Here is a 22,328-nt window from a genome sequence, read left to right as displayed (position 1 = left end):
GACGATGTTCGCCCGCGTGACCGTGCGACCTCCGCACACCCGGCGGGTCGGGCGGGAGCGCGCCCCCAGCTCCGGGAGACCCCCGCCATGCTGCTGACCTTCGCGGTCACGACGCTGATCATGATCATGATCCCCGGCCCCGACGCGGCCCTGATCATGCGCAACTCCCTCGCCCACGGCCGCGTGGCCGGCCTGCTGACCATGCTCGGCGGCCTGCTGGGCCTGTCCGTGCACGCCGCGGCCGCCGCGGTCGGCCTGTCGGCGCTGCTGGCCGCCTCGCCCACCGCCTTCACCGTGGTGCGCGCCCTCGGCATCTGCTACCTGCTCTGGCTCGGGGTGCACGCCCTGCTGTCGAGCCGGAACCGGGCCAAGGCCGTGGAGGGCGCCGCGCCCCCGACCGGCTCGCCGCTCGTGCACGTGCGCAGGGGGTTGCTGTCGAACCTGCTCAACCCCAAGGTGCTGCTGCTCTTCGTGACCTGGCTGCCGCAGTTCCTGCCCGGCCACGGCGACACCCTGGGACGGGCCCTGCTGCTGTCGGGGATCATCGCCGTGCTGTACGTGCTCTGGTTCAGCCTCTACAACGTGATCATCGACCGGGTGAGCGCGCTGCTGCGCAGGCCCCGGGTGCGGGCCAGGGTCGAGCGGGTGACCGGCGTGCTGCTGGTCGCCTTCGCGCTACGGCTGGCCGTCCAGTAGCTTGACCGCCCGCTTCGGGGCGATGGCCCGGTAGCTCTCCTCGACCCAGTCGAGCAGCACGTCGGTCTCGGGCAGCGCCGACAGGAACGGCACGGTCACCCAGCCGGCCCTGCCCAGGCCGTACCCGCTGGGGGCCGCGCCCTCGACGGTCAGCGCGTGGCCGTGCGCCTCCGACAGCAGCTTCACGCCGAACGTCGGGGCCCACTTCTCCGTCTGCTCGTCCAGGCCGAGGAACACGAAGACCTTCTTGTTGACCTTGATGACCGTCTCGCCCCACGGATGGTCCTCGTGGGTCTCGGGCAGCCCCAGCGCGAAGGCCCGCAGTTCCGCACGTACGGTGTGCCAGTCGTCCATGTATGGACGGTACCGAAGGCGGGCCGCGCGGTCATCGGGGCGGTCGCCGGAACTCCGTGAGCCTGGCCTCGATGGCGTCCCTGATCCGGTCCCTGGCCTCCATCCGGGGGACGCCGGACATGAGCAGACGGTCGTAGTCGGTGTCGAGGTGCCGGACCGACGCGATCACCGCCAGCGTGATGGCGTTCTCGTCGAGCGCCCTGGCCGCCGCCGTCCTGCCCACCCGGCCGCTGCCGCGCCGCCCGGCGTGCTCGGCGATCTCGCGGGCCCGCTCGGCCGGGCAGCCCGGGAACAGCCGGGCGATCTCGGCCGCCATCGCCGCCTGGAAGGCGACGTCCTGCTCGGCCCTGCGCACCTGGTCGCGCTCGCGGCGGCGCAGCCGCGCCTCCTCGTCGGCCAGGCAGCGCTCCTCGGCCGCGGCCAGCGCGCCCTCCTCGACCAGCACGCCCTGGCGCTGGTAGACCTTGCGCCGCCGGTTGTACCGGACGACCACCGCCGACAGCCCGCTCTCCTGCTTGGCCCGCCGGCTGAGCGCCGCGTTCCCCGATGGCAGGAACACCAGGTGGTCCAGGTCGGCGCAGCTCAGGCAGTGGGGCCGGTCGTCCTCCATGATCAGGTACGGCCCGGTGTCGCCGCAGGACGCGCACGTCCACGGGTCCTCGGAGACCACCGCCACCAGGTCGGGGACCTTGCTCTGCCGCTCGGTGAGCCGTCGCACCCGGGCCTCGCTCAGATCGGGCGAGAGCCAGTGGACGCGGAAGGCGTCCTGCTCGTGGCCGGAGGTGAAGCGCAGGTCGCGCCGGTCGCGGGTGCCGGCCACGTACGGCGTCTCCACCGGCCGCAGCCCCTTGGCCAGCGCCCATTCCCGCAGCAGCCCGGCCGTGACGAGCAGCCGCTCCTCGTCGACCGCGGCCAGTTCGGCCAGCGTGCCCGCGCGGCCCTGCCGCCAGAGGTCCACGTGCCGGGACCGCAGCCAGCGCAACCCCGTGACGACGTCGATGAACGTCACGTAGTGGCGGTTGGTCAACGCGATCTCGGCTGCTTCTGCGACCCTGCGGGCCAGGTTGGGCTTGCTCACGCGGTCCAGTCTCCCGCGCCCTTTGTCGTGAGATGGCGAGACCCGCAGCTTTCCTTTTGGCGATCGCGGCAAGTAACCCCTTCGGATCTGGCATCTTGGGGGAAATCGTGCGCCTGCTCTGGCCTGCCGTACTCATGCTGGCCACCTCGTGTGGCGTCGCCGAGGACGGCTCGCAGCCCGTCGTGACGGGTGCGTTCGGCAGCAAGCCCGTCGTCGCCATACCTCGGGGGAAGCCGGGGCGCACGCCGCGGATCACGGTGCTCTCCATGGGCAACGGCCGGCGTACGGTCCCGGGGGACGTCGTGCTCGCCGACGTGGACATCCGGCGATGGTCGGGAAACAAGCCGTATCTCAGCACCTACGACGGCAACCAGCCCACCACGGTCGTCTTCGACGGCAGGCAGGTCTCCGAGACCTGGCGGGCCTCGCTCATCGGCAGGCCGGCCGGCAGCCGGGTGATGCTGGTCAGCCCGGCCTCCGAGGCCATAGGCCCGAACGTGCCGCTGACCGGCGTCTCGCCGGCCGACACGCTGGTGGTGGTCTTCGACATCCTCGGCGGCTACCCGCCCGACGCGCGGCTCGTCGGACGGGCGCTGCCGGCGATCCCGTCCGACCTGCGGCCGGACTCCCCGCCCCGGACCCTCATCGACGGTTCGGGACGGGACGTCACGGCCGGTTCCAAGGTGGTCATCCAGTACGTGGCCGCGTCCTGGCCGTCCCGCACGGTGGTGGACTCGTCCTACCGGAAGGGCGGTCCCAGCGCCTTCACGCTCAGGCCCGGCTCGGTGCCGCCCGCCTGGCTGGAGGCGCTGGTCGGCAGCCAGGTCGGCAGCCGGCTGGCCGTGGGGTCCCCGGTGGACAGGCCCATGCTGTACGTGATCGACGTCCTCGACACGATCACGCCTGCCTGAGCCGCCTCAGCCGCAGTGCTCGAACGGGCTGTCGTAGGCCGAGGCGCCGGCCTTGCCGCCCCACTTGACGCACGTGTTCGCGGCGGCGGCGTAGACCGGGCCGGCGTAGTAGCCGTAGTTGCCGGAGTCGGTCTTCCTGGTACTGCCCTGCACCTCCAGGTAGGCGGTCGTCGCGGTCGCCGTGCCGAGCGACTTCGCCTTCATGGTGACCACGCAGTTGTTGCCGTTGGAGCCGTTGTAGAGCAGGTAGACGGTCCCGTCGGTGCCGAGCCCGGCCGAGTCGATCACGTCGTAGCCGGCGCCGCACGCCTCCTGCGGCGTGTACGGGTTGCTGGACCCGCCGCAGTTCTTCGAGCTCAGCGTCTGCACCGGGTAGCCGAAGGTGACGCCGTTGAAGACGGCCTTCTGGATGTTCGACGGGTAGCTGGTGCCCAGGCGCACCTCGTAGTGCAGGTGGGGGCTGATGTTGTTGCCCGGCTTGCTGGTGTTGCCGACCGTGCCGATCTGCTGGCCCTGCGAGACGGACTGGCCGGCGCTGACCAGCCGGGTGTTCAGGTGGGCGTAGTAGGTGGACCAGCCGCCGCCGTGGTCGATCTTGACGAGGTTGCCGTAGCCGTTGGTCGAGCCCTGGTGCGCCGAGATCACCACCGTTCCCGAGGCGGCGGCCACGACCGGGTCGCCGAGGTCGGCGTCGGCGGTGCTGCCCCGGTTGAAGTCGATCTCCCACGACTGGTGGGCGCTGCTCGCGCTGGAGTTGCCGGTCCAGGTCTGGCCGCAGGGGAACGGCATCTGGAAGTTCGTCGCGAGGAGCTGCGCCTGCGCGGACTCCGGCTCCGGGTCGGCGAAGGCGGGGGTCGTCGTGCCGAGGCCGAATAACAATGCCAGGCCGGCGACCATTGATCGGCTGAGCTTCATGGGGTGATCCTTTCCAGTGGGATCTGTGACACCAGAGTCCGCATTGGCCGCACAAGAATCATCCAGAACCGATACAAAGAGCTGTCAGATCTCCCGTAAAGGGGCTGATGCTGTCATGACGGTCACCTTCCACGTCCTCGGCCCGCTGGAGATCCGCTCCGCCGGCCGTCCCCTACGGATCTCCGGCGGCAAACCCCGCATGCTGCTGGCCACGTTGCTGCTGGAGGCGGGGCAGGTGGTCGGCGCCGACCGGCTCGCCGAGGTGCTCTGGCCGGGGCGCCCGCCGCGTTCGGCGCTGGCCAACGTGCGCACCTACGTCAGCTCGCTGCGGTCCCAGCTCGGCCCGGTCGGCCTGCGCGCCGCCGGGGCCGGCTACACCATCGACGTCGCCGACGGCGCGCTCGACCTGCGTCTGTTCGAGGAGCTGGCCCGCCGCGGCGAGTACGGCGCGGCCCTCGCGCTCTGGCGCGGCGCGCCGCTGAGCGACCTGCCGGGCAGCCCGGTCTGGGACCGCCGGATCGAGCACCTCCACCGGCTGCGGCTGCGGGCCGCCGAGTCGCTGATCGAGCGGCGCCTGAAGGCCGGCGACCACGACGGCGCCGCCGACGAGCTGCGCGGCCTGCTGGTCGAGCATCCCTACCGGGAGGACCTGTGGGGCCGGCTGCTGCTCGCCCTGCACCGCGGGGGCCGCAAGGCCGAGGCGCTGCGCACGTACGCGGCGGTCCGCGACCAGCTCGTGGACGAGCTCGGCGTCGAGCCGGGGGCCGAGCTGCGCGGCGCGTACGAGCTGATCCTGGCCGACGAGGGCCGGGCGGCGCCGGCCGTGCCCCGGCAGCTCCCGCCCGACCTGCCGGACTTCATCGGCCGGGCCGCCCCCCTGGCCGCGCTGGCCGGGACGTTCTCGGTCGCGGTGATCTCCGGCCCGCCCGGCGTGGGGAAGTCGGCCCTGGCCGTGCACGCCGCCCACCGCCTGCGCCCGGCCTTCCCCGCCGGGCAGCTCTACCTGGAGCTCGGCGGCAGGGCGCCGGGCGAGCTGCTGGCCGAGGCGCTGCGGGCGCTCGGCGTGACCGGCGCGCCGCCGACGCCCGGCGAGCGGTCGGCGCTGCTGCGGTCGCTGCTGGCCGAACGCCCGATGCTGGTCCTGCTGGACGACGCCCGCGACGCCGCCCAGGTACGCCCGCTGCTCCCCGGCAACGACAGCGCCGTGATCGTGACCACCAGGCGGCGGATCACCGAGCTGCCCGGCGCGCTGCGCGTCGAGCTCGGCGAGCTGTCGCCGGAGGAGTCGCTGGCGCTGCTCGGCGGCGTCGCCGGGGCCGGGCGGGTGGCCCGCGAACCGGCCGACGCCCTGGCCGTCGTCACGCTGTGCGGCGGGTCGCCCCTGGCGGTCAGGGCCGCCGGAGCCCGGCTGGCGGCCCGGCCCGGTTGGTCGCTGTCGGTGCTGCGCGAGCGGCTTGAGGAGGACTGGCTGGCCGAGCTGAAAGAGGTGCGGGCCTGCCTCGACGCCGGGTACCGCAGGCTGCCCGTGGAGGCCGCCCGTACCCTGAGCGCGCTCGGCGTCCTCGGGCCCGCCGCCGGGGCGCAGCCGGGCTGGGTGGTGGACGCGGCACTCGGCCGGCACGGCGCGCACGACGTCACCGACCTGCTCGTGGACGCCCACCTGCTGGACCCCGTCGGCACCGACGACGTCGGCCAGCCGCGCTACCGCGTGCCCGACCTCGTCGGCAGGCACGCCCGCGACCGCGGCCCCGACCGCGGCGCGCTGGCCCGGGTGCTGGCGGCCTGGACGGCCACCACCGAGCACGCCATGGCCCGCCTGCCCACCACCGTCTTCAGCCTCACCGCGGCCAGGGCGGCCAGGTGGCGGCTGCCTGCGCGCACGCTCGACCGGCTCACCGCCGACCCGATCACCTGGTTCGAGTCGGAGCACGAGGCGCTGGCCGGAGCCGTGGACCTGGCGGCCGAGCTGGGCCTGGCCGAGTCGGCCTGGGGGCTGGCCGCCGCCATGGTGCCCTACCTCGACCTGCGCTGCCACCTCGGCACCTGGCGCCGTACGCACACCGCCGCCCTGGCCGCCGCCCGCGCCGCCGGCGACCGGTACGGCGAGGCCGCCATGCTCAGGGGCCTGGCCCAGGTCAGCCTTTACCAGGACCGGTACGAGGAGTCCGCCGAGGGCTTCACCCTCTCCCGCCAGATATTTCACGAAATAGGAGACGTCAGGGCCGAGGCGACCTCGGTCTGCGGGCTCGGCGCCGTGAACCAGTTCCGCGGCCGGCACCTCCAGTCGCTCGGGCACCTGCGCCGGGCACTGGCCATGTTCGTCGCCTCCGAGGACAGGCATGGCGAGGCGTTCGCCCGGCAGGCCATCGGCCGGGCCTGCCTGACCTCGGGCGACCTCGTCCAGGCGGCGGAGTCGCTGGGCGAGGCCATGCGGCTGGCCCAGGAGCTCGGGGACGCCCACCGCGAGGGCTGCGTGTGCCTCCAGATGGGCCGGCTGCACCAGGCGATGTCGTTCCACCGGCACGCCCTGGAGATCTTCGAGTCGCTCGGCGACCGCCACTGCGGGGCGTACGCGCTGCAGAGCCTCGCGGGCCTCCAGGCGGCGCGCGGCGACCTGACCCGCGCCTCGACCGGCCTGGAACGCTCGCTGGAGGTCTTCCAGGAGCTCGGCGACCGCAGCGGCGAGGCGTCGGCCACCCAGCTGCTCGGCGAGCTGCACCGCTCGGCCGGGCGCACCGGCCTGGCCCTCGACTACCTCAGGCACGCCAGCGCCCTGCGCCGCAGCCTGCCGGCCTGAGGAGGACGTCAGGGACCGGAGACCAGGCGGCGGACCAGCCGCCGCAGCCGCGACTGCTGCAACGGCACGCCCTGCAGCGCGTCGAGCGCCTCGGCGGCGCTCGGCCGCTTGGCCGGGGAGTGGTCGAGCATCCGGCGCACGACGTCGGGGACGTCGGGACCGTGGGCGTCGGAGCTGGTCGGGAGCTGCCCGGTGAGCAGCTGGTAGGCGATGGCCCCCGCCGCGTAGACGTCGGACGCGGTGGTCATCCGGTCGGGACGCTCCTGGCACTCGGGCGCCACGTAATGGGCGTCGAGCACGTTGCCCAGCTCGTGGGCGACGGTGTAGTTGCGCGGCCCCGGCTTGGCGTAGTCGAAGCCGGTCAGCACCGCGTGCCCGTCGTCGGTGACCAGCACGCACCCGGGCGTGAGCGCCCGGTGGACGACGCCGTTGGCGTGCGCGTGCGCGAGCCCGCGCAGCAGGTCCTGGATCACGCCCAGCCGGGCCCCCTTGCCCAGCGACAGGTGCAGCGCCTCGCCGTGGACGTCGTCGAGCACCAGCACGAACCGGCTCTCGTCGTCGATGGCGAAGAAGTCGCGCGAGCGCACGACGCACGGATGGGGCGGGATGCGGGCCAGCGACTGGTAGGCGTTGGCGATGCGCTGGCGCTCGGCGGCCCGCGCCTCGTGGTCGGCCAGCGGGTCGGCCTGGTAGACCCGCAGCAGCACGGTCTCGCTGCCCGGCAGCGTGGCGTTGAACGCGCGGTATTCGGTGACCTTGGCGTCGCCGCCGAGCTGCTCCTCGACCTCCCAGTTGCCGAACCTGGGCGGCGCGGTGCTGCGGCGCACGGTGTGGTTGAGCGCGTCGAGCACCGCCGTCAGGTAGGGCCGCACGTCGGGGCTGCACCCCCGCCTGACCCGTGAGACGTCGCCCAGCGTGGCCACCAGGCCGGGCAGGTCGGTGACGTTGGGGGCGTCGCGGCCGGCCTGGTCGACCAGCTGGGCGTCGGGCGAGGTGAGCACGACCAGGCTGTCGACGTAGACGCGTTCGAGCTGGGTGGCCCTGGACACCAGCAGGCCCTTGAGCGCCTTGGCGGTGCCCCGCAGCTTGGTCACCGGAGAGCCGAACGCCTCCCGGCGCGGCGGGTACCAGCGGGTGCCGGACACCTCGATGCGGCCGCGGGTGCCCTTGACGTCGACGACCACGAGCGAGTGGGCGGTCAGCACGAGCAGGTCGACCTCGAACACGTCGTCGCCGCGCGGGACCTCGACGTTGTGCAGCAGCAGCCAGTCGGCGGGGGCGTGGTCGCGCAAGTAGGAGATCACGCGCCGTTCGGCGTCGTTGACCGGCCGTCCTCCGCCGACGATCTGTGCCATGGCGCCTATCCTCGCACGGTTCTCCATTGACAACATGCTGTCGAAATGACAGCATGTTGTCATGAAGGGAATCATCCACCACGCCGTCTACGACACCTTCGCCGACTGGGAGACCTGGCACGCGACCGCCCATCTGCGCAGCGAGCGCTTCCAGCGCGAGCCCGGGGCGTACGAGATCGTCAACGTCGGCCTGACCTGCGAGCCCGTCGTCAGCATGGGCGGCCTGCGGGTCACCCCGGGCCTGGCGCTCGACCGGCTCACGCCCGAGGGCAGCTCGCTGCTCATCCTGCCGGGGGCCGACCTGTGGGACGCGGGTGACGAGCTGGCGCCGTTCGCCCGCAAGGCGCGCGAGTTCCTGGAGGCGGGGGTGCCGGTGGCGGCCATCTGCAGCGCCACGGCCGGCCTCGCCCGCGAGGGCCTGCTCGACGACCGCGGCCACACCAGCGCGGCGCTGCCGTATCTGGGGGCCCAGCAGGGCTACGCCGGAGCCGGGCGCTACCAGGAGACGGACGCCGTGCTCGACGGCGACCTCGTCACCGCCGGCCCGACCGAGCCCGTCGCCTTCGCCCGGGAGATCTTCCGCCGGCTCGACGTCTACCGGCCCGACGTGCTCGACGCCTGGTACCGCCTGTTCGGCAAGAGCGACGCCTCGGCGTTCGAGGTGCTGATGGCCGCATGACCCCCGGCGGCAGCCCCGACCCCGCAGACCCCCGTGCCCGCCGCGACGGGAGCGGTGGCGGGCAAGGTGGGAGCGGTGACGGCGGTGGGAGTGCGGCGGCCGAGCTGCTGTCCGGTCTGGCTCTGGCGTCGTTCCGGCTCAACGGCCAGTTCCTGCACGTGGCGGAGGAGCTGGCCAAGCCGGCGGGCATGACTGCGGCCTGGTGGCAGGTGCTGGGCGCCGTCCTGGGGGAGCCGCTGCCCGTGGCGGGGATCGCCCGGGTGATGGGCATGACCCGCCAGGGGGTGCAGCGCATCGCGGACCTGCTGGTGGAGAGGGGCCTGGCCGAATACCGGCCCAACCCCGCCCACCGCCGAGCCAAGCTCCTCCAGCCGACGGAGGCGGGCCGCGAGGCGATCGCCGGGATCGTCCCGGGCCACCGCGACTTCGCCGACCGCCTGGTGGACGTGCTCGGCCTCGACGCCGCCCGCGAATCCCTGACCGCCCTCCACCGCCTGACCGCCGCCCTCGACCACCTGATCACCCCCTGACCCCGCCTCTCTCCCCACGCGTCCCGCCCCCTCCCTGTCCTTCGACGGGAGGGGGCGGTTTTGGTTCGGGGGCGTTCTCGCAGGTCAGCGGGACATCTGGGTCGACCGTCGTCCGGCAATAACGCAACGGCGCCTCCGAGGCGATCACCTGGATAACCACTCACCTGGTCGCCAAATTCGCCGAATTCGGGCTCCGGCGTCGTAGGTCGTTCCTCAAGTTTCGGGTGATCGTTGCCTGAACGGCAGGGCGCGAACGCCCCAACATCGCCGCCGGAAGGCCAAAAGAATCCCGTTCACCGGGCAGCCGGACCGGGATATATGCAGTGCCCCGTCGATGAGCGCGGAAACCGAGTGCCAAGAAATCGAGGCGTCCCCTTGACCTTCGTTAGGGCATTCCGAGTTGCGATTTTCGCTGCCTGCCGCGATGGTTATTTGCGGCACCTCACAGCCCTGCACAAACGACCATGGCGCACAAATTCAGCGCCGATCCATGGAGGAAAGCAAACATGATCCGTCGCATTCTGGCCGGTGCAGCTATCGCGGTCACCGCTCTCGGCTTCTCCGCCTCCGCCGCGTCCGCGGACGTCGGCCCCAACCCGTACAACAACGGGCAGAGCATCCTGAGCCAGCTGAGCATCCTCGACGACCTGACGGCGCTGAACGATGTCGCCAACGACTCCATCAAGTACATCGACATCCTCACCCTGCTGCACCTGAACGACATCGAGGCCAACGTCCTCAACAACCAGGACAAGTACGGCGACAACAACTGAGCCTCCTCGCGTGGCGTAGGCAGGAAGACGATCGGCGACCCGCGGGAGATTTCGCGGATCCGCCCGGCCAAGGTCGCCTTCCTGGTGCCTTGAGGTGGACCGAAAGTACGGGCCGTGGCATTTCGCGAGGCCACGGCACGGGCTTGGTGCGCACCGAGCTCTGAACGCCTCGCGGCCCAGGTCGATCACTGCAGGACGACCTGGGCCGCGGGGCTCACGCGTAGGCGCACCCGGCTCCGCGCGGGCCCGGCCGGCGAACTCGGCCCGCCGGGCTCGGCCTAGGCGTCGGAACGGCCCGGGCTCGGGCGTACGACGCCCAGGAAGCGCGGCCGTTCCAGCGCGTCGAGCCGTACGGATTCGCCGCTGTAAGGCGCGTGCACGATCTGCGTGCCGTCCACCGCGAGCGCCACGTGCTCGGGGCCGGGGGTGTCGACGTCGCTGTCGTAGAACACCAGGTCCCCGGGCTGGATCTCCTCCCGCGGTATCCGGATCCCGGACCGCCACTGCTCGTACGTCGTCGTCCCGATGGCCACGCCGGCCCGCGCCCACGCGTACTCGGTGAGGCCCGAGCAGTCGAATCCCCAGGTCCTGGCCCCTTTGCCGATTCCGAATCCGGGGCCGCCCGGACCGCCGCCGCCCCACGAGTACGGGACGCCGATCATCTCAATCGCCGCCCGCAGCGCGATCGAGCCCGCCGCCGACCGGACGGCCGGAGCCTGCGCCCGGCACCCGTGCGGATGGCAGCCTGCGGCGCCCTGCGCGGGCATCGAATGGGAAACGCACACAATGATGTGCGCCAATGCAACAGCCAACAATCGCAGTAGTCCGTTCATGGCATATTCGGCACCCCCGCGTGGCCGGCCGTGCCGCCGTTACGGCACGGCGTTTCAAGCGACTTCTCCCGATTACCTGCTCCGGGAGTATGGGGATAAAACAACCCGCCGTGCCCGACGAGTCACATTATTTCGGGGCATTTCGGGATGTCTTTCGCCCGATCGACGGCCAAGGAATAAGTGCGGGTACTTGACTTTGGCTTAGCATATTTTCCTTGCGGCCCGCCGCAGCCCCACGAGATCGTTATTCGCGAAATTCCCGCCACTCGGGAGGCGGGTAATAAATGATGACGCGCACCGCTGCGCCGATTCCGATGAAAGGGAAGTAAAAAATGATGCGTCGCATTCTCACCGGTGCAGCCATCGCCGGCGCGCTGTTCGGGTTCACCGCCACGAGCGCCTCGGCCGACGTCGGCCCCAACGCCTACAACGGCGGCAAGGCCATCCTGAGCCAGCTGTCCATCCTGGACGACCTGACGCTGGCCAACGACGTCCTCAACGACTCCGTCAAGTACATCGACGTCCTCACCGCCCTGCACCTCCAGGACATCGAGCTCAACGTCCTGGACGCCCAGAGCAACTACGGCGACAACAACTGAGACCGCTGACCGGCGGCGGCCCGTCCGCGCGCCCGTCAGGCTGACCTGAAGGCGTTCCGGCAGCCACGACCCTTCGTGGCGGCACCTTGCCGAACGCCTCCGGATCGGCCGCGGCGGGACGTGTGCGGGCCCCGCCGTGAGGACGGTCCGAAGCCGGCCCAGCCCTGCGTGCTGGGCCGGCTTCGTGCGTCTGCGGAGATCGGTACAACCCTTCATTATTGGGCTGCAATTCGGTCATTTTCTCCTGAACATTACATAGCGAAACATACTTCGTGTAATCTGGTTTCGGGTTAATCGTCAGCGCGGCGAAGGAACCGCGACCTCCTCAGGGCGGCCACCACGGCCGGGAGGAAGCTTGACGGTCATCCCGCCGGCAACCCCCTGTCCATAGCTGTTGGGGGGTGCGCACGTCGTGAACGATCTCGAAGAGCGGCTGCTCTATCAGGACGGGCAGCTCAGCATCACGCTGCGGGTCGTCCCCGGAGCCCCGGCCGTCGCCCTGTCCGGCGAGGTCGACGTCACCAACAGCCCCGCGCTCGCCAGCACGCTGTCCGACTCGCGCGGGGGCAGCACGTACATCGTGGTCGACACCGGCGAGCTGACCTTTGTCGACCTGTCCGGGCTGCGGGTGCTGGCGCTGCCCGCGCTGCCCCCGGAGGAACGGTGGATCCGGCTGCGCAACGTCACGCCGCACCTGCGACGTCTGCTGCGCATGATGGGCTGGTTCTACGCCCCGCGCCCGTACGACGTGCCGCTGTAGACCAAGGTCGCCGCCGACGTGCCGAGCCCGTGGGGGCCGGACAGCCGGAAGGCCGGCGGCCGGTGGTGCCGGCGCAGGGACGGCTCGTCGTAGCGCAGACAGCCGCGGTGCCAGTTGAGAATGCCGGTCAGCCAATGGCGGCAGTCGGCCAGGAACGCGTCGAGCGTCTGCCGCGCCGCGCAGTCGAGCCCCAGGTCGTCGCACAGGATCGGCAGCTCGTGCGCGGCGATGTGCTGGAACTGCTTCATCCGCGAGGTCAGCAGGTCGTTGACGATGCCGAGCGCGGCCGGGTAGTCGCAGTCGAAGAAGTTCTGGACCACCAGGACGCAGTTGTGCACCTCGCCCTCGAACTCGATCTCCTTCTGGTACGAGAAGATGTCGTTCAGCAACATCCCGCAGTCCATGACCGCGTTCTCCAGCGCCCGCATCGGGCCGCTCTCGTACAGCGCCTCGGGCAGCGCGTACGCGTGCCGCAGCCGGCACAGGCTCATCGTCAGCTCCGAGCCGAAGGTGAGCCGGCGCATCTCCAGGTAGTCCACCGGGTCGGGGATGTGCCGGGCCGCCTCGTTGCCCAGCTCCCAGAGCCAGCCCTCGCACATCGTCACGACCGACCGCCGCAGCTGCGCGCGGGCGCCGGCCGGCATCGGCCCCGCCGTACGCGCCCACAGGTCGGCCAGGCCGCGTTCGAGCGCGCTTACGGGCGGCGGCGCCGGCGTGCCGTCCAGCGGCATGAACGCCGAGAGCCTGGACACCGTGACCTTGGCCGCCGTCAGGTTGCCCGACCGGCCGAAGACCACGGGGAAGTAGTCGTCGCCGTAGGTGCCCCAGCACAGCCAGTGCGAGGCCAGGTCCAGTTCCTCGGGGGTGGCGTCGGGATGCAGGCCCGCCGCGCACAACGGCAGGTCGTAGTCGGCCAGCTTCTCGGCGTCCCAGACCGCCGAGCCCACGACGCCCGGCTGGGCCTCCAGCAGGCCCATGGACGCGCACCAGGTCACCGCGTTGCGCCGGGCCCCGTCGAGGTGGGGGGACAGGCGCAGCTCGAAGGGCACGTACAGCTCGGGGATCTGCGAGGGGCCGACGCGCTGCCGCCCGGTGTGGGCGAAGTTGCGCAGCCGCTTGGCCCCCGTGCCGGCGATCAGCGACTTCGCGCCGAGCGGCCGGGCCGTCTTCGCGCCCTTGTTCATGTAGCGGCTCGACCGCAGGTGCCACTCGTGCCCGCCGGACTGCCAGTCCTGCAGCCCCTTGACGTAGGCCAGCACGCCCATCGCCGACAGCGGATCGACGGCGTGCTCGACGAAGAGCGGGCCCAGCTCGCCCAGCGCGGTGTGCTCGAACTGCTGCATGCGCGAGGTGAGCAGGTCGTTGACGGCGTCGGCGGCCTCCTGCGTCGTGCACCCGAGGAACGTCTCCAGCACCAGCACGCCGTTGCTCAGCTCGCCCTCGTCCCTGACCTCGCGCTCGTAGGAGAACAGGTCGTTGCGCAGGTGCACGGCGTCGGAGAAGCTGTCCTTCAGCACCCGCAGCGGCCTGGTGCCGGCCAGCCGGGCGGGGATCTCGGCCCGCACCGCGTGCTCGACCAGCCCCGCCGACCAGGGCGCGCCGCCCACCTTGCGGCGCATCTCGATGTACTCGACCGGGTTGGCGATCCGGCCCTCGTTGATGTTGGACAGCTCCCAGATCGACTCGTTGAGCAGGTGGCGGGTGCTCTCGGCGAACCGCCGCCGCCAGTCGGCCGACATGCCCGGCACCGTGCGCAGCCACAGGTCCGCCAGGCCCGCCTCGACCGGGTTGACCGGCTCCGGCATGGACAGATCGGCGCCCATCGGCATGAACCGGGGAAGCCGGTCGAGGTGCCGCTTGCCGCCCTGGATGTCGCCGGAGCGCTTGAAGACGTCGAGGAAGTGGTCGTCGAAGAAGAACACCCAGACGTACCAGTCGGTGATCAGGCACAGCTCGGCGCCGTCGCAGTCGGGGTGGGTGTAGGCGCACATCAGGGAGTAGTCGTGGCCGTCGAGGTCGGCCTCCTCCCAGACGCCCGATCCCTCCAGCATGCCCATCTCGCGCGCCCACAGCTTGGAGTGCGTACGGGCCTCCTCCAGATGCGGGTTGAGCCGCGCCGGGTACGGCATGTAGAAGTCGGGCAGTTCGAACGGCTGAGCCATCAGCTCGCGACCTCCACGTCCTCCAGCACCCCGAGCGCGTCGGGCACCAGCACCGCGCACGAGTAGTAGGCGCTGACCAGGTACGACATGACGGCCTTCCGGTCGATGCCGGTGAGCTTCACGCTGAGCCCCGGCTCCCGCTCGTCGGGCACGCCGGTCTGGAACAGGCCCACGACGCCCTGGTCCTTCTCGCCGGTGCGCATGCACAGGATCGAGGTGGTGCCCGCCCGGCTGATCGGGATCTTGTCGCACGGCAGGATGGGCACCCCCCGCCACGACTGCACGGGCACGCCCTCGATCTCGGCGGTGTCGGGATAGACGCCCCGCGCGCTGCACTGCCGGCCGAAGGCCGCGATGGCCCTCGGATGGGCCAGGAAGAACCGCGACTTCTTGCGCCGGCTGACCAGGTCGTCCAGGTCGTCGGGGGTGGGCGGACCGGTCAGCGTGCGGATGCGCTGGCTCGGGTCGACGTTGTGCAGCAGGCCGAAGTCACGGTTGTTGACCAGCTCGCGCTCCTGCGACTCGCGCACCGCCTGGACGGTGAGCCTGAGCTGCTGCTCGGTCTGGTCCATCGGGTCGCTGAAGAGGTCCGCGACCCGGGTGTGCACGCGCAGCACGGTCTGCGAGACGCTCAGCTCGTACTCGCGCGGGCCCGGGTCGTAGTCCACGAACGTGCCCGGCAGCGTGTGCTCGCCCCGGTGGCCGGCCGACAGCTCGATGGCCGCCTCGCCGTGCTTGGTCTGGGGGACCGCCCGCCGGGCGCGGTGACGGTCGAGCCGGTCGCGCAGGGCGGGCGTGCTCTCGGCCAGCGCGCGCAGCTCCTCCCACGGCAGGGCCAGCACCGTGCACCTGGTGGCGGCCTCCAGCGTGTCGTGCCGTACGGCCCGCTCGCCCGGCGGCTCGGTCCCGGCGTGGTCGCCCTCGCCGAGCGTGCCGAGCACCAGGCGGTTGCCGTAGTCGCCCGGCTGGAACCGGGTGACCCGGCCGTCGGTGACCAGGATGATCTCGTCAGCCGGCCGTCCGGCCCGCGCGATCGTGTCGCCGCGGGCGTACTCCCGCTGCTCGAACAGCCCCGCGAGGGTGTCGAGCAGGCGGTCGTCGTCGAGCCCGTGCAGCGGCGGCAGCTCGGTCAGGCTCGGCGGCGCCACCCGCACCCGGGCGCCGGTGCGCGAGAAGCTCACCCGGCCACCGCCGACCATGTAGGTGAGCCGACGGTTCACCCGATAGGTGCCGGCGGTGTCCACCCACGGAAGCATCCGCAGCAACCAGCGGGAGGAGATCTCCTGCATCTGCGGAGGCGTCTTGGTCGTCGTGGCGAGTTTCCGCGCCGCGGCGGTATCCAGGCTCAGCCGCTGATCCGACTCCGTCAACACAAACACCACCAATTCTTGGACCGGACGGACGAAGGGGCTGCTAGCCGTTCCTGCCGAGCTCGACGTCCTCCAGGACGCCGAGCGCGTCGGGCACCAGGACGGCGGCCGAGTAGTAGGCGCTGACCAGGTAGGAGATGATCGCCTTCTCGTTGATGTTCATGAAGCGCACCGACAGGCTGGGCTGGTACTCGTCGGGGATGCCGGTCTGGTGCAGGCCGACGACGCCCTGGTTCTCCTGGCCCGTCCGCATGAGCAGGAACGACGTGGTGCGCTTGCCGGTGACCGGGATCTTGCTGCACGGGAAGATCGGCACGCCGCGCCAGGCCGGGATGCGGTGGCCGTTGACCTCGCTGGCCTGCGGGTAGAGGCCGCGCTTGCTGCACTCCCTGCCGAACGCGGCGATGGCCTGCGGGTGCGCGAGGAAGAAGGCCGGCTCCTTCCAGACCACGGCCAGCAGGTCGTCGAGGTCGTCGGGCGTGGGCGGGCCGGAACGGGTGCGGATGCGCTGGCTGAAGTCGGCGTTGTGCAGCAGGCCGAACTCCCGGTTGTTGATCAGCTCGTGCTCCTGGCGCTCGCGCAGGGCCTCGATGGTGAGGCGGAGCTGCTGGTCGAGCTGGCTCATCGGCTGGTTGTACAGGTCGGAGACCCGGCTGTGCACCCGCAGGACGGTCTGGGCGACGCTCAGCTCGTACTCGCGGGGGGACTGCTCGTAGTCCACGAACGTGCCGGGCAGCGCGACCTCGCCGGAGTGGCCGGAGGACATGTCGATCGCGGCCTCGCCGTAGGCGTTCTGGGCGTGGTCGCCGGCCGCCTGCCGGCTCTGGATGTGCTCGCGCAGCGACGGGGACTGCTCGGCCAGCTGCTCGAAGGTCTGCCTGGACAGGGTGAGCACGGTGGTGTGCGTCTTGGCCGTGGCGGTGAAGTCGTACGTGCCGCCGCCGGTCAGCGCCTGCTCGCCGAGGTGGTCGCCGTCGGCCAGGACACCGAGGTTCTGCTCGTCGCCGTAGGCGCCCTGCCCGACCTTGCCGACCCGGCCGTGGGCGATCAGCACGAGCTGGTCGGCCGGGTCGTCCTCCCTCACGATGGCCTCGCCCGGCTCGATCTCGCGCTGCTGGAAGCGGTCGGCCAGCGCTTCGAGCACCTCCATGTCGTCGAAGCCGCGCAGCATGGGCAGCTCGGTCAGCTCGGCCGGGATGACCCGCACGTCGGAGCCGGTCGTGGAGAACGTGATGCGCCCGTCGCCGAGCGTGTAGGTCAGGCGCCTGTTGACCCGGAACACGCCACCGGAGCACTGCACCCACGGCAGCAGCCGCAGCAGCCACCTGGAGGTGATCTCCTGCATCTGCGGGGGCGTCTTGGTGGTGGTCGCGAGCTGTTTGGCGGCCTCGGTACTGAGGCTGAGCTGCCCGTTGCCGTTCAAGGGCGCGCTGGAGTCGGTGGTTTCTGTCATGGTGCACCGCCAATCTCGGTGTGGGGTCTAGCCGGGGTTGCGGGAGGAACGGAGTTCCAGGGGGAGGGAGAAGGTGAGCGTCTCCTCGGTCACGGTCACGGGCTCCACGTCGGTGTAGCCGTGGCCGGCGAGCCAGCCGAGCAGGTCCTCGACCAGCACGTCGGGTACGGACGCGCCGGAGCTGACCCCGACCGTGCCGACGCCGCCGAGCCATCGCGGGTCGGCGTCGGCGGCGCGGTCGACCAGGTGGGCGGCGGGGGCGCCGGCGTGCAGCGCGACCTCGACCAGCCGCCGGGAGTTGGAGGAGTTGGCCGAGCCGACGACGATGACCAGGTCGCAGCGGGGGGCGATGCGGGTGATCGCCTCCTGGCGGTTCTGGCTGGCGTAGCAGATGTCGTCGCTCGGCGGGTCGGCCAGCTGGGGGAAACGGTCGCGCAGCTCGGCGACGGCGCCCATGGTCTCGTCGACCGAGAGGGTGGTCTGCGACAGCCAGGTCATGCGCGCCGCGCCGCTCGCGGTGACCTCGTGGGGCCTGGCCGGATCGACGACGTGGATGCGGCCGGGCGCCTCGCCGAGGGTGCCCTCGACCTCCTCGTGCTCGGCGTGGCCGATGAGCACGATCTCGTGGCCGGCCTCGGCCAGCCGCACCGCCTCCTTGTGCACCTTGGTGACCAGGGGGCAGGTGGCGTCGATCGTGCGCAGGCCGCGGCCCCCGGCCTCCTGCCGGACCGCGGGGGAGACGCCGTGGGCCGAGAAGATCACCAGCGCGCCGTCCGGCACCTCGTCGAGTTCGTCGACGAAGACCGCCCCGCGCTCGGTGAGGTCGGCCACCACGAACGTGTTGTGCACGATCTGTTTGCGCACGTAGACCGGTGGCCCGAAGCGCCGCAGCGCCTCCTCCACGGAGAAGATGGCCCGTTCGACGCCCGCGCAGTAACCGCGCGGGGCCGCGAGCAGTACGCGTCCCATCGGAGAGCCCCCTACTTGGTACGGTGCGCGAGCTGGTCGGCCAGGACGGACAGCGCGCCGCCCGCCTCGGGCCCGATCGGCGCCCGGGCCAGGGCGGCCGTGGCCTCGCCCACGCGTTCGTCGATCATCGACTCGACCTGGTCGAGCGCGCCGGTGTCGATGAGGATGGTGCGCAGCCCGGCGGCCTGCTCCTCGGTGAGCGCCGGGTTGCCGTGCCAGGCGCGCAGGTAGCCGAGCTGCGCCGGCGAGGCGTGCGCCATGGCGTGCGCGATCAGCACCGTGTGCTTGCCCTCGCGCAGGTCGTCGAGCGCGGACTTGCCGGTCTCGGCCGCCGACCCGAACGTGCCCAGCACGTCGTCGCGCAGCTGGAACGCCTCGCCGAGCGGCACGCCGAACCGGGAGAAGGCGTCGAGCAGCTCGGGTGAGGCGCCGGCCAGGGCGCCGCCGATCTGCAACGGCCGCTCGACGGTGTACTTGGCCGTCTTGTAGCGGATCACCGTGAGCGCCTCCGTCACGCTCGCGCCGGCGCGGAGCTGGGCGAGGATGTCGAGGTACTGGCCGCTGATGACCTCGGTGCGCATGGCGTCGAAGAGGTGGTGTGCGGCCCGCAGGCGGACGGGCTCGACGCCGCACGACGACAGCAGGGTGTCGGACCAGGCCAGGCTGAGCGTGCCGAGCAGGATGCCGCCCGCGTGCCCGAACGCCTCCGCGGACGGGCCGTCGTGGAGGTCGGCGAGGTTGCGGTGGATGGTCGCCCGGCCCCGGCGCAGCTCGCTGCCGTCCATGATGTCGTCGTGGATGAGCAGCCCGGCGTGGCACAGCTCCAGGGCCGCCGCGGCGCTGACGATCTCCTCGCAGTCGGCGCCGCCCGCGCCCCGCCAGCCCCAGTAGCACAGCAGGGGGCGGATGCGTTTGCCGCCGCCGAGGATGAACTCGGTCAGCAGCCGGTAGGCCGTCTGCACGTCGGGATCGGAGACGGGCGAACGCCATGTCTCAAGGAAGTCGGCGAGGCGTCGCTCGATCCGCGATCCGAGGTAGTGCTGAGTGAAGCTCACCGGCATCCGCTCGGCTCCTTCTGGTCGGGACGCACTACCAATAGTTACTACTTGAATACAGAGCGTGTAAAGTGTCTTGGGCCTTTCAACTATTCTTTTGGCTCATCGCAACACCGTCAGGGGATGTCATGACGACCCTGTTGCCGTACGTTTCCACTCCCCAAGACCTGCGCGCCCTGCCCGCCGAGCTGCTGCCCGGCCTCGCCCGCGAGATCCGCGACTTCCTGGTCGAGAAGGTGAGCGCCCGCGGCGGGCACCTCGGCTCCAATCTCGGCGTCGTCGAGCTCACGATCGCCCTCCACCGCGTCTTCGACTCGCCCGGCGACGCCATCGTCTTCGACACCGGGCACCAGGCGTACGTCCACAAGATCCTGACCGGGCGGCGCGACTCCTTCGACGCCCTGCGCTGCCGCGGCGGCCTCAGCGGCTACCCGAGCCGGGAGGAGTCCGTGCACGACCACGTCGACAACTCCCACGCCTCCACCGCGCTCGCCTACGCCGACGGGCTGGCCAAGGCGCGCCTGCTGACCGGCGACGCCGGCCGGGCGGTGGTCGCCGTGGTCGGCGACGGCGCGCTCACCGGCGGGCCGGCCTGGGAGGCGCTCAACAACCTGGGCGCCGCCCGCCACCGGCCGGTCGTCGTCGTGCTCAACGACAACGGCCGCTCCTACGCCCCCACCCACGGCGGCATCGCCGACCACCTCGCCCGCCTGCGCACGGCCGCCGACGTGACCGTCTTCGAGCAGCTCGGCCTGCGCTACCTGGGCCCGGTCGACGGCCACGACATCGCCGCGCTCGAAGCGGCGCTGCACGCCGCCCACGAGCTGCGCGCCCCCGTCGTGGTCCACTGCGTCACCCGCAAGGGCCGCGGCTACGACCCGGCCGAGCGCGACCACGACGAGCACCTGCACGCGATCCCGGCCACCGACCCGGCCACCGGCCGTCCCCTCGCGGCCGGCGCCGCCACCTGGACCGACGCGTTCGCCCGCCACCTGTGCGTGCTCGGCGAGCGCCGCGACGACCTGGTGGCCGTCACCGCCGCGATGCCGGGGCCGACCGGGCTGGCCTGCTTCGGGCGGCGCTTCCCCGGCCGCATGTTCGACGTCGGCATCGCCGAGCAGCAGGCGCTGGCCTCGGCGGCGGGCATGGCCATGGCGGGCCTGCACCCCGTGGTCGCCGTCTACGCGACGTTCCTCGGGCGCGCCCTCGACCAGGTGCTGATGGACGTCGCCCTGCACCGGCTGCCGGTGACGCTCGTGCTCGACCGGGCCGGGCTCACCGGCCCCGACGGGCCCAGCCACCACGGCATGTGGGACCTGGCGGCGCTGGCCATGGTGCCCGGCATGCGGGTGGCCGCGCCGCGCGACGCCCGCCGGCTGTGCGAGCTGCTGGAGGAGGCGGTCGAGCATCCCGGGCCCACCGCGCTGCGTTTCCCCAAGGCGGCCGCCGGTCCCGAGCTACCGCGCGTGGGGCGGCTCGGCGACGTCGACGTGCTCTTCGCGGGCGGCCCCGACGTGCTGCTGGTGGCGGTCGGGCCGATGGCCGGGCCGTGCCTGGGCGCGGCGGCCATGTTGTCGGCCGCCGGGATAGGCGTGACCGTGGTCGACCCCCGCTGGGTGATCCCGGTCCCGGCCGGTCTGCGCGGGCCGGCCGGGGCCGCCCGGCTGGTGGTGACCGTCGAGGACGGCCTGGCCGCCTGCGGGGCCGGCGCCCTGCTCCGGCAGGAGTGCGGGCCCCGGCAGCACATCGTCAACCTCGGCCTGCCGCGCGAGTTCGTCGCGCACGGGAGCCGGGCCGGGTTGCTCGCCGAGGCCGGGCTCACCGGCCAGGGCATCGCGCACACCGTTCGAAGGGAGCTGGACAGGTGGCCGCTGTAGATCTCGGACTGCCGGTGCGACATCGGGCGCGCAGGGCATCCAGGCAGGTCATGGTGGGGTCCGTGCCGGTGGGGGGCGACGCGCCCGTCTCGGTGCAGTCGATGACGACGACGGTGACGGCCGACGTCGACGCCACGTTGCAGCAGATCGCCGAGCTGACGGCGGCGGGCTGCCAGATCGTCCGCGTCGCGGTGCCGACCCAGGACGACGCCGACGCGCTGGCGGAGATCGCGCGCAAGTCGCAGATTCCGGTCGTCGCCGACATCCACTTCCAGCCGCGGTACGTCTTCGCCGCCATCGAGGCGGGGTGCGCGGCGGTCCGGGTCAATCCCGGGAACATCAAGAAGTTCGACGACAAGGTGGGCGAGATCGCGCGGGCCGCGTCCGGCGCGGGGGTGTCGATCCGCATCGGGGTGAACGCCGGTTCGCTCGACCCCCGGCTGCTGGCCAAGCACGGGAAAGCCACGCCGGGCGCGCTGGTGGAGTCGGCGTTGTGGGAGTGCTCGCTGTTCGAGGAGCACGGCTTCCGCGACATCAAGCTCTCCGTCAAGCACCACGACCCGCAGGTGATGACGGCGGCCTATCGGATGCTGGCCCGCAGCTGCGACTACCCGCTGCACCTCGGCGTCACCGAGGCCGGGCCGCTCATGCAGGGCACGATCAAGTCGGCGGTGGCGTTCGGGATCCTGCTCGACGACGGCATCGGCGACACGATCCGCGTCTCGCTGTCGGCGCCGCCGGTGGAGGAGGTCAAGGTCGGGATCGGGATCCTGGAGTCGCTGGGGCTGCGGCGGCGCAGGCTGGAGATCGTCTCCTGCCCGTCGTGCGGGCGGGCCCAGGTGGATGTGTACGGGCTGGCCGAGCGGGTCACCGCGGCGCTCGACGGGTTCCCCCATCCGCTGCGGGTGGCGGTGATGGGCTGCGTGGTCAACGGGCCGGGCGAGGCCAGGGAGGCGGACCTGGGGGTGGCCTCGGGCAACGGCAAGGGGCAGATCTTCGTCAGGGGCGAGGTGGTCCGCACCGTCCCCGAGTCGCGGATCGTGGAGACGCTGGTCGAGGAGGCCCTGCGGCTGGCCGCGGACGCGTCCTGACGGTCGCCGGAAGCGCATGGGCCGGGCGATGTCCCTGACGGAGGAGTGGGACATCGCCCGGCCGCGCGGTC

20 protein-coding genes are annotated in these 22,328 nt (G+C 71.9%); 10 read left to right on the top strand and 10 right to left on the bottom strand.

Going from position 1 to position 22,328, the window contains the following annotated elements:
• Positions 1-87 precede the first annotated feature (87 nt).
• A complete protein-coding gene (locus AB0J46_RS17495) occupies positions 88-696 on the top strand; it encodes a LysE family translocator (RefSeq protein WP_352322983.1) in 609 nt (202 codons plus the stop codon).
• On the opposite strand, the gene AB0J46_RS17490 is transcribed toward AB0J46_RS17495, so the two are convergent.
• Complete coding sequence (locus AB0J46_RS17490) at positions 676-1,050, bottom strand: MmcQ/YjbR family DNA-binding protein (protein ID WP_364332549.1); 375 nt, start codon at positions 1,048-1,050, stop codon at positions 676-678. The two genes, AB0J46_RS17495 and AB0J46_RS17490, sit on opposite strands and share 21 nt — an antisense overlap.
• 31 nt (positions 1,051-1,081) lie before the next feature.
• On the bottom strand, positions 1,082-2,128 hold the full coding sequence (locus tag AB0J46_RS17485) for a DUF2293 domain-containing protein (RefSeq protein WP_364332546.1): 1,047 nt from the start codon (positions 2,126-2,128) through the stop codon (positions 1,082-1,084).
• 107 nt (positions 2,129-2,235) lie between these two features.
• On the opposite strand from AB0J46_RS17485, the gene AB0J46_RS17480 reads away from it, so the two are divergent.
• Positions 2,236-3,039, top strand: coding sequence for an FKBP-type peptidyl-prolyl cis-trans isomerase (locus tag AB0J46_RS17480; RefSeq protein ID WP_364332543.1), 804 nt, complete (start codon positions 2,236-2,238; stop codon positions 3,037-3,039).
• Positions 3,040-3,045: 6 nt separating this feature from the next.
• Here AB0J46_RS17480 and AB0J46_RS17475 read toward each other — a convergent pair whose 3' ends face one another.
• Entirely contained in the window at positions 3,046-3,954 is a 909-nt protein-coding gene (locus AB0J46_RS17475; RefSeq protein WP_364332540.1) for a M23 family metallopeptidase, read from the bottom strand.
• A gap of 115 nt (positions 3,955-4,069) precedes the next feature.
• Here AB0J46_RS17475 and AB0J46_RS17470 point away from each other — a divergent pair, with 115 nt between their 5' ends.
• A complete protein-coding gene (locus AB0J46_RS17470; protein WP_364332537.1) occupies positions 4,070-6,751 on the top strand; it encodes a BTAD domain-containing putative transcriptional regulator in 2,682 nt (893 codons plus the stop codon).
• A gap of 8 nt (positions 6,752-6,759) precedes the next feature.
• Here the strand turns inward: AB0J46_RS17470 and AB0J46_RS17465 are convergent, their stop codons facing one another.
• A complete protein-coding gene (locus AB0J46_RS17465; protein WP_364332534.1) occupies positions 6,760-8,106 on the bottom strand; it encodes an NERD domain-containing protein kinase family protein in 1,347 nt (448 codons plus the stop codon).
• Between the two features lie 61 nt (positions 8,107-8,167).
• On the opposite strand from AB0J46_RS17465, the gene AB0J46_RS17460 reads away from it, so the two are divergent.
• The 3 genes from AB0J46_RS17460 to AB0J46_RS17450 all read left to right on the top strand — a co-directional run bounded on the left by AB0J46_RS17460 (position 8,168) and on the right by AB0J46_RS17450 (position 10,088).
• Complete coding sequence (locus AB0J46_RS17460) at positions 8,168-8,785, top strand: DJ-1/PfpI family protein (protein ID WP_364332531.1); 618 nt, start codon at positions 8,168-8,170, stop codon at positions 8,783-8,785.
• Positions 8,782-9,315: a MarR family winged helix-turn-helix transcriptional regulator gene (locus tag AB0J46_RS17455; RefSeq protein ID WP_364332528.1), complete on the top strand. Its 534-nt coding sequence runs from the start codon at positions 8,782-8,784 to the stop codon at positions 9,313-9,315. The genes AB0J46_RS17460 and AB0J46_RS17455 overlap by 4 nt, the downstream gene beginning before the upstream one ends.
• A 506-nt stretch (positions 9,316-9,821) precedes the next feature.
• Positions 9,822-10,088 (top strand): hypothetical protein, encoded by a 267-nt coding sequence (locus tag AB0J46_RS17450; RefSeq protein ID WP_352322992.1) that lies wholly within the window; start codon positions 9,822-9,824, stop codon positions 10,086-10,088.
• Positions 10,089-10,366: 278 nt separating this feature from the next.
• Here the strand turns inward: AB0J46_RS17450 and AB0J46_RS17445 are convergent, their stop codons facing one another.
• Positions 10,367-10,855 (bottom strand): C40 family peptidase, encoded by a 489-nt coding sequence (locus AB0J46_RS17445; protein ID WP_364332525.1) that lies wholly within the window; start codon positions 10,853-10,855, stop codon positions 10,367-10,369.
• Between the two features lie 398 nt (positions 10,856-11,253).
• On the opposite strand from AB0J46_RS17445, the gene AB0J46_RS17440 reads away from it, so the two are divergent.
• Together AB0J46_RS17440 and AB0J46_RS17435 are read left to right on the top strand one after the other, a co-directional pair.
• Complete coding sequence (locus AB0J46_RS17440) at positions 11,254-11,520, top strand: hypothetical protein (RefSeq protein WP_352322994.1); 267 nt, start codon at positions 11,254-11,256, stop codon at positions 11,518-11,520.
• Positions 11,521-11,932: 412 nt separating this feature from the next.
• Entirely contained in the window at positions 11,933-12,280 is a 348-nt protein-coding gene (locus AB0J46_RS17435) for an STAS domain-containing protein (RefSeq protein WP_364332521.1), read from the top strand.
• Here AB0J46_RS17435 and AB0J46_RS17430 read toward each other — a convergent pair.
• The 5 genes from AB0J46_RS17430 to AB0J46_RS17410 are packed head-to-tail and all read right to left on the bottom strand — an operon-like array spanning position 12,247 to position 19,289.
• Entirely contained in the window at positions 12,247-14,442 is a 2,196-nt protein-coding gene (locus AB0J46_RS17430) for a terpene synthase family protein (RefSeq protein ID WP_364332518.1), read from the bottom strand. The genes AB0J46_RS17435 and AB0J46_RS17430 overlap by 34 nt on opposite strands.
• Positions 14,442-15,812: a family 2B encapsulin nanocompartment shell protein gene (locus AB0J46_RS17425; protein ID WP_364332515.1), complete on the bottom strand. Its 1,371-nt coding sequence runs from the start codon at positions 15,810-15,812 to the stop codon at positions 14,442-14,444. Before AB0J46_RS17425 ends, AB0J46_RS17430 begins: the two co-directional genes overlap by 1 nt.
• Before the next feature lie 43 nt (positions 15,813-15,855).
• Positions 15,856-17,265, bottom strand: coding sequence for a family 2B encapsulin nanocompartment shell protein (locus tag AB0J46_RS17420; RefSeq protein ID WP_358291644.1), 1,410 nt, complete (start codon positions 17,263-17,265; stop codon positions 15,856-15,858).
• Positions 17,266-17,292: 27 nt separating this feature from the next.
• Positions 17,293-18,234: a 4-hydroxy-3-methylbut-2-enyl diphosphate reductase gene (locus AB0J46_RS17415; protein WP_358291646.1), complete on the bottom strand. Its 942-nt coding sequence runs from the start codon at positions 18,232-18,234 to the stop codon at positions 17,293-17,295.
• Positions 18,235-18,245: 11 nt separating this feature from the next.
• Positions 18,246-19,289: a polyprenyl synthetase family protein gene (locus AB0J46_RS17410; protein WP_364332511.1), complete on the bottom strand. Its 1,044-nt coding sequence runs from the start codon at positions 19,287-19,289 to the stop codon at positions 18,246-18,248.
• A gap of 128 nt (positions 19,290-19,417) precedes the next feature.
• On the opposite strand from AB0J46_RS17410, the gene AB0J46_RS17405 reads away from it, so the two are divergent.
• Together AB0J46_RS17405 and ispG are read left to right on the top strand one after the other, a co-directional pair.
• The gene (locus AB0J46_RS17405) at positions 19,418-21,166 is read left to right on the top strand and encodes a 1-deoxy-D-xylulose-5-phosphate synthase (protein ID WP_364332508.1); all 1,749 of its coding nucleotides are present in this window, start codon (positions 19,418-19,420) and stop codon (positions 21,164-21,166) included.
• The gene (gene ispG / locus AB0J46_RS17400) at positions 21,154-22,257 is read left to right on the top strand and encodes a flavodoxin-dependent (E)-4-hydroxy-3-methylbut-2-enyl-diphosphate synthase (protein WP_364332505.1); all 1,104 of its coding nucleotides are present in this window, start codon (positions 21,154-21,156) and stop codon (positions 22,255-22,257) included. The genes AB0J46_RS17405 and ispG overlap by 13 nt, the downstream gene beginning before the upstream one ends.
• Positions 22,258-22,328: the final 71 nt, after the last annotated feature.

Source organism: Nonomuraea sp. NPDC049758 (assembly GCF_040674635.1).
In the GTDB taxonomy this organism is placed as follows: Bacteria; Actinomycetota; Actinomycetes; order Streptosporangiales; family Streptosporangiaceae; genus Nonomuraea.
The sequence above is the reverse complement of the archived record's forward strand: the minus strand, read 5'-3'. Positions and strand labels throughout refer to the sequence as shown.

Excerpts from the sequence above, each read along its gene's own strand:
- AB0J46_RS17495 (WP_352322983.1), top strand. The coding sequence starts at position 88 with ATGCTGCTGACCTTCGCGGTCACGACGCTGATCATGATCATGATCCCC.
- AB0J46_RS17490 (WP_364332549.1), bottom strand. The coding sequence starts at position 1,050 with ATGGACGACTGGCACACCGTACGTGCGGAACTGCGGGCCTTCGCGCTG.
- AB0J46_RS17475 (WP_364332540.1), bottom strand. The coding sequence starts at position 3,954 with ATGAAGCTCAGCCGATCAATGGTCGCCGGCCTGGCATTGTTATTCGGC.
- AB0J46_RS17470 (WP_364332537.1), top strand. The coding sequence starts at position 4,070 with ATGACGGTCACCTTCCACGTCCTCGGCCCGCTGGAGATCCGCTCCGCC.
- AB0J46_RS17465 (WP_364332534.1), bottom strand. The coding sequence starts at position 8,106 with ATGGCACAGATCGTCGGCGGAGGACGGCCGGTCAACGACGCCGAACGG.
- AB0J46_RS17460 (WP_364332531.1), top strand. The coding sequence starts at position 8,168 with ATGAAGGGAATCATCCACCACGCCGTCTACGACACCTTCGCCGACTGG.
- AB0J46_RS17455 (WP_364332528.1), top strand. The coding sequence starts at position 8,782 with ATGACCCCCGGCGGCAGCCCCGACCCCGCAGACCCCCGTGCCCGCCGC.
- AB0J46_RS17450 (WP_352322992.1), top strand. The coding sequence starts at position 9,822 with ATGATCCGTCGCATTCTGGCCGGTGCAGCTATCGCGGTCACCGCTCTC.
- AB0J46_RS17445 (WP_364332525.1), bottom strand. The coding sequence starts at position 10,855 with ATGCCCGCGCAGGGCGCCGCAGGCTGCCATCCGCACGGGTGCCGGGCG.
- AB0J46_RS17440 (WP_352322994.1), top strand. The coding sequence starts at position 11,254 with ATGATGCGTCGCATTCTCACCGGTGCAGCCATCGCCGGCGCGCTGTTC.
- AB0J46_RS17430 (WP_364332518.1), bottom strand. The coding sequence starts at position 14,442 with ATGGCTCAGCCGTTCGAACTGCCCGACTTCTACATGCCGTACCCGGCG.
- AB0J46_RS17420 (WP_358291644.1), bottom strand. The coding sequence starts at position 17,265 with ATGACAGAAACCACCGACTCCAGCGCGCCCTTGAACGGCAACGGGCAG.
- AB0J46_RS17415 (WP_358291646.1), bottom strand. The coding sequence starts at position 18,234 with ATGGGACGCGTACTGCTCGCGGCCCCGCGCGGTTACTGCGCGGGCGTC.
- AB0J46_RS17405 (WP_364332508.1), top strand. The coding sequence starts at position 19,418 with ATGACGACCCTGTTGCCGTACGTTTCCACTCCCCAAGACCTGCGCGCC.